The following is a 17,870-nucleotide window of genomic DNA, read 5'->3' on the forward strand; positions in this document are numbered from 1 at the left end:
AGTATGAAAACAATTTATAAAAAGTTGTTAATTTTAGTACTGCTAATCCCTTTTAGTGTTCTGGCTCAGAATACTGTTGGCGGAACGGTTCTTGATAAAGTATCAGGACAGCCAATTCCAGGGGTTAACGTAAATGTACAAGGTGCCGCTAATGGTGTTTCTACTGATTTTGATGGTAAATATCAGTTATCAAATGTAAAAAGAGGCGACAAAATAGTTTTCTCTTACATAGGATACAAGAATACTGTTGTGGACTTTGTTGCTCAAAATTCATTAAATGTATCTTTAGAGGAAGATGCTAATCAATTGCAAGAAGTCGTAATTCAGGTAGGTTACGGTACGGTTAAGAAGAAAGATGCAACAGGAGCCGTAACGGTTTTGACTGCGGAAGATTTTAATAAAGGACCGGTAACCTCTGCGGATCAAATGATTCAAGGGAAAGTAGCTGGTTTGCAAATCATTAATGGAGGTGGTTCTCCGGGGGAAGGCGCAACTATCAGAATCAGAAGCGGATCTTCTTTGTCGGCCAACAATGATCCTTTATATGTAATTGATGGTGTGCCAGTTGCTGCTGGAGGAGTAGAAGGAAGTAGAAATCCATTAACTACCATCAATCAAAATAATATCGAATCTATTTCGGTTTTGAAAGATGCTTCGGCAACTGCTATTTACGGATCTCGTGCTTCTAATGGGGTAATTATCATTACTACCAAAAAAGGAAAAGCGGGCGCTTTGCAAGTAAATTATAACGGAAATTTTCAGGTATCTGAAATTACGAATAAAGTTGATGCTTTGTCTAGTACTCAATTCAGAGATTTTGTAACGGCTAACGGAAATGCTGCACAAATAGCGTTAATGGGTGCTGCTGATACGGATTGGCAAGAGGAGATCTACAGAACAGCTATTGGTACAGATCATAATGTTGCGTTAAGCGGTGGTTCTGACAATGTAGTATATAGAGCATCTGTAGGATATGCGAATTTAAATGGTATCTTGAAAAGAGATAATATGGAGCGTACTACTTTATCTGCCGGGGTTACTGGTAATTTCTTAGACAATCATTTAAAAATTGAATTCAACAACAACACTTCTGTTATTAAAAGTAATTATAGTGACCGTGGAGCTATTGGTTCAGCAATTCGCTTTGATCCAACACAATCTGTAAGAAATGCTGATGGTACTTTTTTCCAATGGTATACTTCTCCAACTGAAATAAACCAATTGGCAGGTAGAAATCCATTGTCTCAAATTGAACAACAAAACAGTTTTGGAACTGCATACAGAAGCATTGGAAACATCCAAACGGAATATAAAATGCATTTTTTACCGGAATTGAAAGCGGTTGCTAACTTTGGTTACGATCAATTAACTGGTAGGTCTTTTGGAAACACTGATGCTAATTTTTTAAATGGTTTATCTGGTTCTGGATTTAATAACACGTATGAAAGAACACAATCTCGTTTTAATAAATTGATGGATTTGTTTTTAAATTACAACAAAAAAGTTGAATCTATCAATACTGTATTTGATGTAACCGGAGGGTATTCATACCAAGATTTCAGAGAATCTTTTAATTCTTCGAATTTTAATTTCCAGAGTAATAATACTACTGTAGATCCTAATTTTCCTTCACGCATCAACTTGCAATCTTTTTTCGCAAGAACAAATATCAGTGTTGCGGATAAGTATTTATTGACTTTGTCTTACAGACGTGATGGTACTTCAAGATTCACAGAGTCAAATCGTTGGGCAAATTTCCCTGCGGTTGCTTTAGCGTGGAAACTGAATGAGGAAAACTTCTTGAAAGACGTTACTAGTATTTCTACTTTAAAACTTCGTGGAGGTTGGGGTATTACTGGACAACAGGATATTGGAATCAGTTATCCTTCAATTCCTTTATATCTTGCTTCTAATACAGCTGCTCAATACCAGTTTGGAAGTGATTTTTATACTACTTATAGACCAGAGCCTTATAACAGTAATTTGAAATGGGAACAAACGACTACTGTAAATGCAGGTTTAGATTTTGGATTTGTAAACAATAGAATTAACGGTAGTGTTGATTTGTATAAAAGAACTACTGAAGATTTATTATTATACACACAAAATCCATCTTTCTTCGGTTTTTCAAATTTTGACAACTATAACGTAGGAACAATTGAAAATAAGGGTATTGAGATTGCTGGAGAAGTAATTCCAGTTCGTACAGATGATTTTGAATGGAGAATTGGCGGTAACGTAACATTCCAGGATTCTAAAATCACAAAATTGACTACTACACAACCTAATACTCCGGGAATTAATATTGGAGGTTATGAGGGAGCTACAGGAAATACGATTCAAAACCACCAAGTAGGATTTGCGCCAAGTTCATTTTATGTTTATGAGCAAGCATATGGTGTAGATGGAAAACCTTTAGATGGAGTTTATATTGACAGAAATCAAGATGGATTGATTACACAACAGGATAAATACCGTTTTCACAAACCAGCAGCTGATGTTTTTTACGGATTTAATACTAGCGTAACGTACAAAAACTTTGATATGGGAATGAACTGGAGAGGATCTTGGGGTAACTACAATTACAACAACGTAGATTCAAGCAAAGGTTCTTTCAATAACATTTTGATCAGAAACACAGATTTATCTAATGGTGTTGAAAATCTTTTAGAAACGGGTTTCAGATCAAATGATACCAAACGTTTCGAATCAGACTACTACATTCAAGATGCTTCTTTTGTTAGATTGGATAACGTAAGTGTTGGATATACTTTTAATAAAAAAGAGAATTCAAATTCATTAGTTAAATTGACATTGTCAGCGCAAAACGTATTGTTACTAACTAAATATGAAGGATTAGATCCGGAAATTTCTGGAGGTATAGATGGAAATTTATACCCACGACCAATTACTTTTACGTTAGGTTTAAACGTTAATTTCTAATACAAATAACAAGAAAAATGAAAAAGACACAAATAAAATTATTGGGTATTTCTTTGTTACTGTTGGTGCTATTATTCCCATCGTGTACAGATGATTTGAATCAAGCCCCGGACAGCAATGTTGCAATTCCAGGAGAAGAGTTTTTTAGTACGCCAGAATCATACAAACAATATTTGGCTAAATTATACGCAGGATTTGCTACTTCAGGTCAAACTGCAGCGGGTTCTCCTGATATCTCCGGTATTGATGAAGGGGAAAGCCAGTATATTAGAGGTTTCTGGTTAATGCAGGAACTGACAACTGATGAAGCGGTTATTGCTTGGAATGACGGAACAATAAAAGATTTACATTCTCAAACATGGACTTCTTTGGACCGTTTTATCACGGCTACATTTGCTCGTTTTTCTTTTCAGATTGTAAACTGCAATGAGTTTTTAAGACAAACTACAGATGAAAAGTTAGCTGCTAGAGGTCTTGATGCTGCTTTAATAGCTGAAATCAAAACATACAGAGCTGAGGCACGTTTCATTAGAGCATTCACTTATTGGCATTTAATTGACATGTATGGTGGAGGATCATTGGTAACTGAAGATTCACCAACGAGTTTTTACTATCCTGAATATGCTTCAAGAGCAGAATTATACAAGTTTGTTGATGAAGAATTAACAGCTATTACACCAGAATTGAAAGCACCAAAATCAAATGAGGCGTATCGTGTAGACCAAGCAGCAGCCTGGATGTTACAAGCTAAGTTGTACATGAATGCTAAAGTTTATATTGGTACTGATAATTATGCTGGAGCATTACCATTAATCAATAAAGTAATTGGATCAGGGTATGCTTTGCATAATAACTATAACCAATTGTTTTTTGCTGACAATGATAGAAACGGAGCACAAAACGAATTTATCTTCACAATTGCTTTTGACGGTCTTAGAACTCAAACCTATGGTGGGACTACTTTCTTAACGCATGCACCAGTTGGTGGTACTATGAAAGCTTCTGAATTTGGAATCAATGGTGGTTGGGCTGGTATTAGAACAACATCAGCATTTGTGAACAAGTTTAGTGAAAATACTACCGATGCAAGAGGTCAATTCTATACCGATGGACAAACTAAAGAAATTGTAGATATTGGCACATTTACTGATGGTTATGCAATCCAAAAATTTAGAAATGTAGATGTTAATGGTGTTTCTGGTTCAGATAAATCAGGAGACTTCTCTGACTCTGATTTTCCAATGTTCCGTTTAGCAGATGCGTATTTAATGTACGCTGAATGTGCAGTTGTTGGTAAAGTAGGTGATCTTGGTACTGCGAGAGGATATGTAAATGCTTTAAGAACCAGAGCAAATGCTTCAACGATAAGCTCACTTACTGCTGATGCTGCAGGTGCAAACTTGATCCTTGACGAAAGAGCAAAAGAACTACACTGGGAAGGACACAGAAGAACAGATTTAATTCGTTTTGGTAAATTTTCAGGTGGTAGTTATTTATGGCCATGGAAAGGAAATGTAGCTGGTGGAGCTCCAACTCAAGCCTTTAGGAATTTATTTCCTATTCCTGCAACTGCATTATCTTCAAACAATAAATTACAACAAAACCCTGGATATTAATAATTATTAAAAAATAAATAAAAAATGAAAAATATAACGAAATCAGTAATTGCTTTATTTGCGGTACTAGCCTTGTCTTGTAGCGTAGAGGATGTAGAAGATAGACCAGTAATTGAGGGGATTGACACTCCAGAATTAGTTGCGCCGGAAAATGATAAATCATACATATTGTTAGAAGAAAATGCAGAAGAAGTTGCAGAACGTTTTGTTTGGACTAAAGCAACTTATGCTGGTAATGTTGAAATTGGGTACAAACTTTTAATCGATGTCAAAGGTGGAGATTTTACTAAAGCAGTTGAACTTGGAGGAACTTCTGGAGCAACTCAAGTCGAAGTAACTGTAAAAACGTTGAATCAAGCGGTTATTGAATTGGGTGGTACACCTGACGAATTAGGTTCTTATGATATCAAAGTTGTTTCAAGTTTGGCAGGAATTGAAAAAATGATGTCCGAAACTCCATTGACTATTTTAGTTAATGCGTATACTGGATTAATTCCTTATGCATTTACAGATTGGTATTTTGTAGGTGATGCAACTGCTTCAGGATGGAACAATAATAACAATAATCAACCTTTGTTTAGAAGTGGAACAAATCCAAGTTTATATCAATTCACAGGATTCTTTAAAGCAGGTGCTTTCAAATTAATTTCTACACCTGGACAATGGGCTCCAATGTATGGTAAAGGAGATAACGGTGCTATTGTAGCTCGATCTACAGAAGCTGATCCAGATCCAGCATCTTTTGAAATCGCAACTGAAGGATATTATACTTTCACAATGAATACTGAAACACTAAAGTATACTTTAGTGGCTTATAATGCAGCCGCTGCTGCAACTTTTACAACAGTAGGTATTATTGGAGATAGTACACCATTAGGATGGGATGGTTCAACAGCATTAACTCAGTCTACATTTAATTCTCATGTTTGGTCATTAAATTTATTGCCATTAAATGATGGTAAAGCTAAATTTAGAGCAAATAATGCATGGGACGTAAATTGGGGTGGAAACACTGCTTTTTCAGCATTCCCAAATAACGGAACAAGCTCCGGAGATATACCAGTCGCTAAATCAAAATATAAAATCTATTTCAATGATTTAGATGGTAGTTATTTAATGATTCCTAATCAAGAATAATTTATTTCAATAAACTAAAGGGCTATTTTTTTAATAGCCCTTTTTTTATAAAACCAAAAAACCATGAGAAAAACTATACTTTTTATATTGTTTTTTCTTTCAATTGTAGCCACTGCGCAGCAACAGTCTGTCGCTTATTCTATTAATCCGGCGACCTTTGAAGAAACAACATCCATAACAATCACTATTAATGGGACTGCCATAAATGAAGGGGCGTGGGGAGTTACCGGAAATGCAATTTATATGTGGACTTGGTCTTTTGATATCAATGATGCGAACAGTGTGGATTGTCCTACTAACGGTACATGGACTTCATCTAACGAAGCGAATAGATTTTCCTATAATTCAGCGACAGATACCTACACTAAAACATTTACTCCAAATGTTTTCTATAACAGAAATGGAATAGGTAGAATAGGTTTCCTTGTGAAAGCTAAAGATGGAACAGGTGACAAAAAATCCCAAGATAATTTTGTTGAAGTGGGTGCGTACCAAGTGACATTATCAACACCGGCTGAAAATAGTTCGACAATTATTGCTTCAGGCGGGAGTTTAAGTATTTCAGCTTCTAATACTAGTGGAAATGCCAGTTATGTGTTGAAAGCAAACGGTATTACATTAAATACAAATGCAGCAGCTTCCAGTTATTCTTATAATCACACAAATATTACAGGAAATCAAAACTACGAATTGCAGGTTACTCAAGGGACAACTGTAATCACTAAAAAGTTCAGTGCGATAGTGAATCCAAATGTAGTAAGTGAGGTAATGCCCGCAGGTTTATTAGACGGAATCAATTATAATTCTGCCGACGTTACAAAAGCAACTTTGGTTTTAGATGCACCATTCAAAGATTTTATTTACGTAGCGGGAAGTTTCAACGATTGGCAACCAACAGGTTCTTTTGCCATGAAAAAAGATCCAGTTTCAGGCAAGTTTTGGTTAGAATTAACAGGATTGGTTTCGGGTACAAATTATACGTACCAATATTGGGTAGTCGATGCAACGCCTATCGCAGGAACACCTTCTTTAGTGAAAACTGCCGATCCGTATTCGACGTTAGTGTTGTCTCCTAATGATGATCCTTTTATTCCTGCTTCCAGTTATCCAAATCTACCAGTTTATCCAGTAGGTCAAGACAGAGAAGTAACAGTATTGCAAACGGGAAAAACTCCTTATGCTTGGAGTAGTGCCACCACAAATTTTGTCAAACCTGCAAAGGAGATTTTAGTGGTTTACGAATTGTTAGTGCGTGATTTTGACGCCAACAGAAGCTATCAGGACTTAATTAATAAAATTGATTATTTCAAAAATTTGAAAATAAATGCGATTGAGTTAATGCCGGTAATGGAATATGAAGGCAACGAAAGTTGGGGTTACAACACCTCTTTTCACATGGCTTTGGATAAATTCTACGGTACTTCTGATAAGTTAAAAGAGTTTGTGGATTTATGCCATAAAAACGGAATTGCCGTTATTCTTGATGTGGCATTGAATCACGCTTTTGGCAGAAATCCAATGCTTCGTATGTGGATGAATGATCCTGATGGCGATGGTTGGGGTTCACCTTCAACGGAAAATCCTTATTTTAACACAGCAGCTATGCACAGTTATAATGTTGGAGAGGATTTTAATCATCAACAGCCAAGAACACAAAATTATGTGCAACGTGTCATTAAACAATGGGTTGAAGAATATAAAATTGACGGTTTCCGTTGGGATTTAACCAAAGGTTTTACACAAAATTGTACGGACGCAGATCAAACATGTACCAATAACTATCAACAAGACCGTGTTGATGTTTTAAAAAAGTATGCGGATTATTCTTGGAGCTTAGACCCTACACATTACACCATTTTTGAACATTTAGGTTCGGATACAGAGGAACAACAATGGGCTAATTACAGAATTGCAGGTGAGTCTGATGGAATTAGTAAAGGAATTATGATGTGGGGAATAATGACTAGTCAATACAATGAATTGTCTATGGGATATTCTGGAAATATTTCTCGTATGAATAGTGCGAGCAGAGGATTTACCACCAATAGATTGATGGGTTATGCCGAAAGTCATGATGAGGAACGACTAATGTATAAAAATTTACAATTCGGGAATAATACCAATGCTGCCCATAATGTAAAAACATTAAATGTAGCTTTATCCAGAATGTCTGCCTTGGGAGCTGTTTCATTATTGGTTCCTGGGCCAAAAATGATATGGCAATTTGGTGAATTGGGTTGGGAAAAATCTATATTTTCTTGTAATAATGGCGTTGTAAACACACCTTCTGATGGAACGTCTGGGGATTGTAAACTGGATACAAAACCGCAGCCACAATGGACTGGAAATTGGCTTGGAGATATCAATAGGACTAAAATTTATAACGATTGGTCTAAAATGATTACGCTGAAGACTGTAGAGCCTGTTTTTTCAGGAACTGCTAGCATAGCAAACACGAGTTCGTTATATCCAAATATCAGAATTACCAATAGTGCTTTGGCTTCAAGCCAACTTAAAGATGTTTTGATCTTGGCTAATTTTAATGTAACCACACAAAATGTAGCAACTGGATTTCCTTATACTGGTGAGTGGTACAATTTGATGGATAATACAACAATCACAGTTGTTAATGTAAATGATCCAATAACAATTCCGGCTGGTGATTACCGAATCTACGGTAATAAAACAGCATCATTGGCAATAGCAGATTACGAAAAATCACCAACAATTGCGTTGTATCCAAACCCTGCGTCTGATTATTTTACTTTAAATACGGCGACTTCTAAAGTGCAGATTTTTTCTATAACAGGACAATTGGTAAAAACGTTTGATGCAAATCAATCTGAAGGACATCAATATATAATTAGTGATTTGAATCAAGGGTTTTATATAGTAAAAGCGTATGATGAGAATAATGGAGGACAGGTATTGAAGTTCATTAAGGAATAATACGGTTTGTTTTTTTTATATAAAAAAGGCTGTCTTTAACAAGACAGCCTTTTTTATATAAAAAAAACTGCTCCATAAATGAAACAGTTTTCAACAAATTACTACAACTAAGAAAAATTAAATTTTACCGTCTTTGATTTCATCCACAATTTCAGGGTTCAACAGCGTTGAGGTATCGCCAAAATTAGAATAATCACCTTCAGCAATCTTACGCAGAATTCTACGCATGATTTTTCCGGAACGGGTTTTTGGTAAACCGGAAACAAATTGGATTTTATCCAATTTTGCAATTGGTCCAATGTGATCGGATATGTGTTGGTTAATCTCTTTACTCAGGTTTTCTCTATCGCGGTATTCTCCGGTTTCTTTTAGAATTACAAAACCATACAAAGCATTTCCCTTAATATCATGCGGGAAACCTACAATGGCTGATTCTGCAACCGCAGGATGCTCATTGATGGCATCTTCTATAGGAGCCGTTCCCAGATTGTGTCCCGAAACAATTACCACATCATCTACACGACCAGTGATTCTGTAATACCCAACTTCGTCACGTAAAGCACCGTCGCCAGTGAAATATTTGCCTGGAAAGGTTGAAAAATAGGTTTCCTTATATCGTTGGTGATCGCCCCAAATGGTTCTTGCAATTCCGGGCCAAGGAAATTTAATACATAAACTTCCGGTAACCTGATTGCCTTCAATTTCGTTGCGTCTTTCATCCATCAAAACAGGTTGGATTCCTGGTAACGGTAACGAAGCGTAAGTTGGTTTTGTTGGCGTTACAAAAGCAATTGGTGAAATCATAATTCCTCCGGTTTCTGTTTGCCACCAAGTATCTACCACAGGACATTTTTTATCACCTACGTGGTTGTTGTACCAGTGCCAAGCTTCCTCGTTGATGGGTTCTCCTACGGATCCAATTACTTTCAAAGAGGTCAATTGGTACCTTTGTACGTATTCAATGCTTTCTTTTGCCAAAGCTCTAATCGCTGTTGGTGCCGTATAAAACTGGGTAACTTTATGCTTTTCGATAGTTTGCCAAAAACGACTGAAATCCGGATAAGACGGAACGCCTTCGAAAATTACCGTTGTAGCTCCGTTCAATAACGGCCCGTAAAGAATATAAGAGTGTCCGGTAATCCAGCCAATATCAGCGGTACACCAGAAAATATCATTGTCTTCGTAATTAAAAACGTTTTTAAAGGTATAGGCTGAATACACCATATAACCCGCCGTAGTATGTACCATTCCTTTTGGTTTTCCTGTTGAACCGGAAGTATAAAGGATGAATAAAGGATCTTCGGCATCCATGATTTCAGCCACATTATTATCCGAAGCTTGGTCTAAAAGAGGCTGCAACCATTGGTCACGACCTTCTTTCATGTTGATAGTGGAGTTGATTCTTTTAGCAACCAAAACGTTCTCCACACAAGGACAATTCAATAAGGCTTCATCAACGATACTTTTTAAATCGATGGTTTTGTTCCCACGATATCCTCCATCTGAGGTGATGACCATTTTACATTCGCTGTCATTGATTCTTGCTGCAACTGCCGAAGCTGAAAATCCTGCAAAAACAACCGAGTGAATGGCTCCAATTCTAGCGCAGGCCAAAGTGGTAATTGCTAATTCAGGAATCATTGGCAAGTAAATACAAACACGATCTCCTTTTTGTATTCCTTGTTCTTTTAGGACGTTCGCCATTTTGCAAACACGTTCGTACAACTCATTGTAGGAAATATGCAAAGCTTCTTCAGTTGGATCATTTGGTTCAAAAATGATGGCTGTTTTATCTCCTTTTTTAGCCAGATGCCTGTCGATGCAGTTTTTTACAATGTTTACTTTGGCATTGGTAAACCATTTTATTTCGGCTTCAGCCATGTTGAAATCGACTACTTTGTCCCATTGCTGGTACCATGTAAAATTTTCAGCAGCTACTTTGTCCCAAAATTTTCTAGGCTCGCGAACTGATTTTTTGTAATGTTTAAAGTACTCTTCTAAATTATTGATTTTATAGTAACTCATGATTTTGGTAAATTTTAAATATTATAAACTCCTATTTTATACTTTTTTAATGTTGCACTGATTTCCTCCACAATGGATTCGTCATCAATAGTGGACGGAATCTGGAATTCCTCGCCATCGGTAATGCTGCGCATCAGTTTTCGGAGGATTTTCCCCGAGCGTGTTTTTGGTAATCGTTGTACAATAACTACATTTCTCAATGAAGCAACAGCTCCAATTTGCTGGCGAACCAGTTTAATGATTTCTTGTTCCAATTGATAATGTTCGATTTCATCTCCTGATTTGGTTACTACCAAAGCCAGAGGAATTTGTCCTTTCAACTCATCGTGAATTCCAATAACGGCACATTCAGCCACGGAATGATGGGAGGCAACAACTTCTTCCATTTCCGCTGTTGACAATCGATGTCCCGCTACATTTATCACATCATCCGTTCTTCCGGTGATGAAAATATAACCGTCTTCATCTTTATAACCACCATCGCCAGACAAATAATAACCGTCAAATTTGCTGAAATAACCGGCTTTGAAGCGTGCTTCGTTTTCCCAAATACCCAACATATTTCCAGGAGGCAATGGCAGTTTTACAACCACTAAGCCCTCTTCATTGGCTTTTAATTCGTCGCCGTTTTCATTAAAAATCCGAATGTCATACCCACAAACTGCTTTTGTGGCAGAACCGGATTTGACGGGCATTTTTTCAATACCAAGAGAATTGGCAATCATTGGCCAACCGGATTCTGTTTGCCACCAATGATCAATTACGGGAATAGGAATGTGTTGTTGGTACCATTCTAATGTGGTATTATCACAACGTTCTCCCGCCAAAAATTGGTTTTTAAGAGCGCTCAAATCATATTGTTTGATGAATTCTCCATCGGGATCTTCTTTTTTGATGGCTCTAATGGCGGTTGGAGCCGTAAACATCGTGCCTACTTTATGTTCTGAAATTATTCTCCAAAACGTACTTGCATCTGGAGTTTTGATTGGTTTGCCTTCAAAAATTATAGTTGTATTTCGGTTTAATAACGGTCCGTAAAGAATGTAGCTATGCCCAACTGCCCAGCCCATATCCGATGCTGCCCAGAAAGTCTCATCTTCCTTTACATTGTAAATGTATTTCATCGAAAATTTCAATGCTACGGCATATCCACCAGTATCTCTAACAATTCCTTTTGGTTTTCCTGTAGTTCCGGAAGTGTACAAAATATACAGCGGATGATTGGAATTTACAGGAACACAAGGTGCTTCTTCGGAGCCGTAAACCAAGGCGTCGTAATCTACATCGTATTTTTTAAACGGAATTCGGGCGCCTAATTTTCTATTGAAAACGATTACTTTTTTTGGTCGGTGACTTGCCAATGCAATGGCCTCATCTACCAAAGGTTTGTAAGCAATCAAACGGTCCACTTCAATCCCGGATGAGGCAGTAATAATCGCTCTGGGTTTGCAATCGTCAATTCTGATGGCCAATTCATGTGGCGCAAAACCCCCAAAAACGACCGAATGAATCACGCCAATTCTCGCGCAAGCCAACATCGCAAAAGCAGTTTGAGGAATCATGGGCATATAAATTATGGCGGTGTCGCCTTTTTTTAATCCCAGTGATTGCATGCCTCCTGCGAGTTTTGCGACTTCGGTTTTTACTCCCGAAAAAGTGTATTTTTTTACGGTTTGTGTCACCGGAGAATCATAAATAAAAGCGACCTGATCGCCACAGCCATCCTGAATGTGCTTGTCTAGCGCCAAATAACAAATGTTTAATTCGCCATCTTTGTACCAAAGCGGGTATCCATTTTCGTCTTTCGATAAAATTGTCTCCGGTTTATTGTACCACTCAATTGCATCAGCTTGTTCTGCCCAGAATTTTTCTGGATGTGCAATGCTGTCCTCATAAATTTCCTTGTATTCCATTGTATTGAATTTTTTTCTTATTGAATTAATTCATGAACTTGATCGACTAGTTTTTTAACTGAAAAAGGCTTCACGACATATAAATTTGCCCCTAATGAGAGTCCTTTTTCAATGTCTTTTTCTTTGTTTTTTGCCGAAAGGAAAATAACCTTGCAATGCTGTAACCTTTCGTCTTTTTTTATTTGTTCTAATGTGGCAAAACCATCCACCATAGGCATCATGACATCCAGAATAATGACATCCGGAAGTTGTTTTTTTAAAATATCCAGTGCTTCCTGGCCGTCACGCGCTATGAAAACTTCAAAATTGTTCTTTTTGAAAGTGTATTCCAGTGACATTACAATGTTTGGTTCGTCATCTACAATTAAAATCTTTTTCATTTTTTAACTATTTTCTGCTGTATTATAATTTGGTAATGTAAAGATCAAGGTGGCTCCTTCAGCTACATTATCTTCAGCCCAAATTTTACCTTTATGATGTTCTATTATTTGTTTACAAATGGCTAAACCCAGTCCACTTCCTATGGGTTTTTTTACGTTTTGGTTTCGAGATTGATAGAATTTATCAAAAATGGCTTCAAAATCCTCTTTTTTAATTCCCTTACCATTGTTGTGAATTTTGACTTCGATATTGTCTTTATTTTCAGCAATGGAAATCACTATTTTTCCGTCTGTTTCTGAACAGAATTTTATAGCATTTGAAACTAAATTATGGATGACCTGAACGATTCGCTCTTCGTCATAAAAAGCTTTTATTTCTTTGGATACATCCTCAAATTCAATACTAATTTTTTTATTTTTTATTAATTGTTGAAGGGAATCCAACGTGTTTTTAATCGTTTTTGTGATGTTATTTTTAGACAAATAAATCTTTTGTTTTCCGGTTTCAAATTTTTCTAAATCCAAAATTTTGTCAATCAAACGGTTCAATCGGTCCGACTCGGAAATGATGTTTTGCAAAAACTGCTTTCTCAACTCTTCGGGAATGTCATCATCGTCGTGAAGGATTTCGCTTGCGGCACGAATGGCGGTTATCGGAGTTCTCAATTCATGAGTAACCGTATCCAGAAATTCATCTTTTTGAATGTCTTTGTTGACTAATTCCTGATTCGCATTTTTGAGTTGTTCGGATATTTTTTTTAATTCATTCGAAGTATCCGTCAACTTCTTGTTGATGATGATATTTTCTTTGGATTCTTCCAAAATTCGCAAGACTTCCGGTAAACTGATTTTGTCTTCTTTGATTACACTCGATATTAATATTTTGGCGGAAGCCGTACCAATATGTCCCGTCAATAAATTCTCGGCAAACTTTATAAATCGGGCATCTGCGGTCGTAATATTTTTATCAATGTTGTATTTTAAATTAAAAATAGTCAAAGCTCGTTTTGTTCTTTCTTCTCCCAAAAATCGCTGCAACACTTTTTGAATATCAGAAATATATGCCGTTCCTTTCCATACAAAAGCATTTTCGTGATTGGTAATGTATTTATCAATATCGACAAACATTTCAGCGTAATTGCGTTCTCTGTAATTGCCTTTGAAACTCACGGATACCGCAGAATAACTCAGAATATTAATTAATAGACTCCAAAAAACGGCATGTGGAATAGGTTCTAAATAATCCAAACCAAAAAGTTGAAAAGGTTTTAGTAATTCAATTCCCCAAGGTCCTTCCTGAATAAACAGGCTGGTTGATTTTGTGATTCCAATAGCATACGGAATTAGTAGGGTGTAAAAACAGGTTAAAAACCCAAGAATAATCCCCGTTACCGCACCAAATTTAGAACCTCTTTTCCAGAATAATGCACCAAAAAAGGAGGGAGCCAGTTGTGCTATAACGACAAAGGAAACCAATCCAATGGAAACCAATGAATAGTCTAAGATGAAAATTCGATAGATGGCATATGCCAAAATTATAAGCGAAAAAATCCCTATTTTTCTACTGTTTACAATACGTTTGCTGTTTTTTTGTTGAGATGAATTTTCTAGTGAGCCAATGAAGCCATACGGAATCAGTAAGTTGTTGCTCAGCATGGTAGCGAGTGCAATTGAAGAAACAATAATCATCGAAATAGCTGCCGAAAATCCGCCCAGAAAAACCATCACTGTCAATACATTATTGTCGAAAAACTGTGGAATTAATAAGGAATATGTATCTGAATTATGGCCTTTTCCTTCAAAAAGAATGTTGCCTCCCCAGGCGATTGGAAAAACAAAAAGGTTGAAAAGTAGCAGGTACAACGGAAAAAGCCAAATCGCTGTTCGGATGTGGGATTCTTTATTGTTTTCGACAATCGCCGTGTGAAATTGTCTTGGCAGAAGAAAAATAGCAAACATTGATAAAATACAAAGAAAGAACCAGTTGATTCCGTTTGTGATGCCGCCAATCGTATTTTTCTTGTCGAAATCTTTAAGGACTGCCGCTTTTTGATAGATGTCGTCAAAGCCGTCAAAAACAAAATAGGTAACATAAATCCCCACGATTAAAAAGAAAACTAACTTCAGGATAGATTCCATGGCCACTGCGGTGACGATTCCGCGTCTTTTTTCAGAAGCATCTACATATTTGGTACCATAATATGAAGCAAATAAAGCCAGTGCTATGCAAACATAGGTTGTGGTATCAGTGAAAATATTGTCACTCGATTGCGTTTTGGTGACAATATGAAAAGTGTCTGAAATTGACTTTAACTGTAAAGATATATAGGGTAAAATACCAACAATGCAAATCGTAGTTACTAAAGCTCCCAGAAATCTACTGTTTCCGTATCGTAAAGAAATAAAATCTGCAATGCTGGAAATTTTATTTACTCTCGAAATTCGGATGATTTTTTTGAGAATAATCATCCATGTTGGGATAATTAATATGGGACCTAAATAAATGGGTAAATAACTCATACCGGATTCTGCAGCAACACCAATACTTCCATAATAGGTCCAGGCTGTACAATATACGGCTAATGAAAAGGAATAGATGTAGGGATTATTTGTCCATTTAGAATGGCTTCTTTTTTCGGACCAATAGGCAATGTAAAAAAGAATCGACAAATAAAGCACCAATATTAATAAGAGTCCAATGCTATTCATAATATCTTTTTATGATTAGGTACGATATGGCGATTGAAAACAGCCATGCCGAGAAGATATAAATATAGATTATTGGGAATCCGAAAAGGGGTTTTGAACTGTCAAATAACAACAAGAGTGGTACGTTCAAAGCTAATAGCATTAGCATTGAAAGGATAACCAACTTTTGTTCATGTCTCTTTTTCATAAGAAGATGCAGTTTGCTTTACAGCGGTATGTTCTTTCGCCTTTTTTTATGATTCTGTTTTAGAATCTAAGGCTTGATTAAAAAAAATAAACAACCTCTGCAAATTAATGCAGAGACTGTCTATTTTGGTAATGGTTTGGTTAACTGTCTTTTTCATCGTAATCTCCCATTAAGGAGAAGTACCCAAAGGCTCCCAATCCTAAAACAATTAATGGTGTAAGTATAAAAAGGATGATAATCCCGAATACTAGATCCTCTTGTTTACCGGATATAAGTTTTGGTAATCCAAAAGTGAAGATGCAGAAATACGCTGCAGCAGCAGCACAAGCGATCCAAACTAATCCTAAAACTCTTTTTATTTGATTCATAATTTGATATTTAATGTTTTTATAGGCTATTTGTAATTTGCATATCATCATTGGTGTTTACAACCCAATTGCAGTAATGCTCATTTCATTGCTGTGTTTTTATTCGTGAGCGTTTTTATCTTTATTTTTAATGTAAACCATTCCAACTACAAAACTGACTGCAGCAATAACAATTGGATACCAAAGTCCTTCAAGATAATATTCCGGATGGCCTAGGTCTTTCGCATTGGTAACAAAATAGGTTGAAATAGCGGGAAGTAATCCTCCAAAAATTCCATTCCCTACGTGGTATGGCAATGACATGGATGTGTACCTGATTTTTACAGGGAACATTTCAACTAAGAATGCGGCAATAGGACCGTAAACCATAGTCACAAATATTACTTGCACAAATACTAGAAATATCAAAGCCCAATTGTCGCTGGAGTTAATTTTTACAGTTGTTTTAGTGTCAACCTTCGCTTTACCATCCACCATGATTGCTACACCGTTTTCTAAATGTACGGTTTTTATTTCTTGAAAAGTAGTTCCATCCACATACTCTTTACTGGTAGTGTAGATTGAATCCATAGTCTGTTTTTTGGTTTCCTTTAATTCAGCAAGTACAGTAGTTTTTTCGACCATTTCAGTTTTGTTTTTTACTGATGTGGTTTCGTACATTTGTTTGTAGATAGGTCTGTATAATAAGATAGCCAATAACATTCCGCCCATCATAATGTATTTTCTACCTACTTTATCACTCAACCAACCAAAAAACACGAAAAATGGAGTTCCAATAATTAAGGCAACTCCTAATAAAGTATCCACTTGAGAGGAGTCAATGGACATTACAGTTTTCATGAAATTCATTGCATAAAACTGACCAGTATACCAAACAACACCTTGTCCCATTGTAGCTCCAAATAAAGCCAATAATACAAATTTCATATTGTACCGATTTCCAAAACTTTCTTTCAAAGGATTTGTACTTGTTTTTCCTTCGCTTTTCGCTTTGGCGAAAACAGGTGATTCATCCATGTTTTTTCTAATCAAGTACGAAACTCCAACCATAACTATAGATAACCAAAACGGAACTCTCCATCCCCATTCATCAAATTGTTCTGGTGTTAGGACATTTCTTGTAGCAAGAATTACCATTAAAGAGATGAATAAACCCACCGTTGCAGTAGTTTGAATCCAAGAAGTCCAATATCCTCTTTGTCCTACTGGCGCATGTTCGGCTACGTAAGTCGCTGCTCCACCATATTCACCACCCAGCGCAAGGCCTTGCAATAATCGAAGAATTAATACTAATAAAGGAGCCATAAATCCAATGGTTTCATAACTCGGAATACAACCTATCAAGAATGTAGCACCACCCATTAAAAGTAAAGTAACCATGAAGGTGTATTTTCTTCCAATTAAATCTCCTAATCTTCCGAAGAAAAGAGCTCCAAATGGTCTAACTACAAACCCTGCTGCAAATGTTGCCAAAGTTGACAGGAAAGCAGCTGTTGGATTATCCGAAGGGAAAAATTTAGTTGAAATTACAACGGCTAAACTTCCAAAGATGTAAAAGTCATACCATTCGATCATAGTACCCATTGAGGATGCGGAAATAACTTTCCAAATTCCTTTTGTTGATTTTTCTTTCATGTATTGTT

10 protein-coding genes are annotated in these 17,870 nt (G+C 36.5%); 4 read left to right on the forward strand and 6 right to left on the reverse strand.

The window, feature by feature from the left end; all coding sequences use genetic code 11:
• Positions 1–3 precede the first annotated feature (3 nt).
• The 4 genes from AC0J6S_RS06365 (at position 4) to AC0J6S_RS06380 (ending at position 8,645) form a co-directional block, all read left to right on the forward strand.
• Complete coding sequence (locus AC0J6S_RS06365) at positions 4–2,943, forward strand: SusC/RagA family TonB-linked outer membrane protein (RefSeq protein WP_474955945.1); 2,940 nt, start codon at positions 4–6, stop codon at positions 2,941–2,943.
• 17 nt (positions 2,944–2,960) lie between these two features.
• Positions 2,961–4,559 carry a RagB/SusD family nutrient uptake outer membrane protein gene (locus AC0J6S_RS06370; RefSeq protein WP_474955946.1) on the forward strand — a complete coding sequence of 533 codons (1,599 nt, stop codon included), beginning with the start codon at positions 2,961–2,963 and terminating at the stop codon, positions 4,557–4,559.
• Between the two features lie 24 nt (positions 4,560–4,583).
• Entirely contained in the window at positions 4,584–5,696 is a 1,113-nt protein-coding gene (locus tag AC0J6S_RS06375) for a SusE domain-containing protein (RefSeq protein WP_474955947.1), read from the forward strand.
• A 63-nt stretch (positions 5,697–5,759) separates the two neighbouring features.
• Positions 5,760–8,645 (forward strand): alpha-amylase family glycosyl hydrolase, encoded by a 2,886-nt coding sequence (locus AC0J6S_RS06380; protein WP_474955948.1) that lies wholly within the window; start codon positions 5,760–5,762, stop codon positions 8,643–8,645.
• Positions 8,646–8,762: 117 nt separating this feature from the next.
• Here the strand turns inward: AC0J6S_RS06380 and acs are convergent, their stop codons facing one another.
• From acs to AC0J6S_RS06410, 6 genes are all read right to left on the reverse strand, one after another.
• The gene (gene acs, locus AC0J6S_RS06385; protein WP_474955949.1) at positions 8,763–10,670 is read right to left on the reverse strand and encodes an acetate--CoA ligase; all 1,908 of its coding nucleotides are present in this window, start codon (positions 10,668–10,670) and stop codon (positions 8,763–8,765) included.
• Between the two features lie 14 nt (positions 10,671–10,684).
• The gene (locus AC0J6S_RS06390; RefSeq protein WP_474955950.1) at positions 10,685–12,583 is read right to left on the reverse strand and encodes an acetate--CoA ligase; all 1,899 of its coding nucleotides are present in this window, start codon (positions 12,581–12,583) and stop codon (positions 10,685–10,687) included.
• Positions 12,584–12,600: 17 nt separating this feature from the next.
• Positions 12,601–12,963 carry a response regulator transcription factor gene (locus AC0J6S_RS06395; protein WP_474955951.1) on the reverse strand — a complete coding sequence of 121 codons (363 nt, stop codon included), beginning with the start codon at positions 12,961–12,963 and terminating at the stop codon, positions 12,601–12,603.
• A 3-nt stretch (positions 12,964–12,966) separates the two neighbouring features.
• Complete coding sequence (locus tag AC0J6S_RS06400; RefSeq protein ID WP_474955952.1) at positions 12,967–15,672, reverse strand: ATP-binding protein; 2,706 nt, start codon at positions 15,670–15,672, stop codon at positions 12,967–12,969.
• Between the two features lie 327 nt (positions 15,673–15,999).
• Positions 16,000–16,227: a DUF6814 family protein gene (locus tag AC0J6S_RS06405; RefSeq protein ID WP_474955953.1), complete on the reverse strand. Its 228-nt coding sequence runs from the start codon at positions 16,225–16,227 to the stop codon at positions 16,000–16,002.
• 99 nt (positions 16,228–16,326) lie between these two features.
• Positions 16,327–17,862 carry an MFS transporter gene (locus AC0J6S_RS06410; RefSeq protein ID WP_474955954.1) on the reverse strand — a complete coding sequence of 512 codons (1,536 nt, stop codon included), beginning with the start codon at positions 17,860–17,862 and terminating at the stop codon, positions 16,327–16,329.
• Between the last annotated feature and the right edge of the window lie 8 nt (positions 17,863–17,870).

This window comes from Flavobacterium sp. TS_SC_5, from assembly GCF_056156265.1.

Bases quoted from the DNA above. Each gene is read 5' to 3' on its own strand.
- acs (WP_474955949.1), bottom strand. From the start codon at position 10,670: ATGAGTTACTATAAAATCAATAATTTAGAAGAGTACTTTAAACATTAC.
- AC0J6S_RS06410 (WP_474955954.1), bottom strand. From the start codon at position 17,862: ATGAAAGAAAAATCAACAAAAGGAATTTGGAAAGTTATTTCCGCATCC.
- AC0J6S_RS06365 (WP_474955945.1), top strand. From the start codon at position 4: ATGAAAACAATTTATAAAAAGTTGTTAATTTTAGTACTGCTAATCCCT.
- AC0J6S_RS06405 (WP_474955953.1), bottom strand. From the start codon at position 16,227: ATGAATCAAATAAAAAGAGTTTTAGGATTAGTTTGGATCGCTTGTGCT.
- AC0J6S_RS06390 (WP_474955950.1), bottom strand. From the start codon at position 12,583: ATGGAATACAAGGAAATTTATGAGGACAGCATTGCACATCCAGAAAAA.
- AC0J6S_RS06395 (WP_474955951.1), bottom strand. From the start codon at position 12,963: ATGAAAAAGATTTTAATTGTAGATGACGAACCAAACATTGTAATGTCA.
- AC0J6S_RS06375 (WP_474955947.1), top strand. From the start codon at position 4,584: ATGAAAAATATAACGAAATCAGTAATTGCTTTATTTGCGGTACTAGCC.
- AC0J6S_RS06370 (WP_474955946.1), top strand. From the start codon at position 2,961: ATGAAAAAGACACAAATAAAATTATTGGGTATTTCTTTGTTACTGTTG.
- AC0J6S_RS06400 (WP_474955952.1), bottom strand. From the start codon at position 15,672: ATGAATAGCATTGGACTCTTATTAATATTGGTGCTTTATTTGTCGATT.
- AC0J6S_RS06380 (WP_474955948.1), top strand. From the start codon at position 5,760: ATGAGAAAAACTATACTTTTTATATTGTTTTTTCTTTCAATTGTAGCC.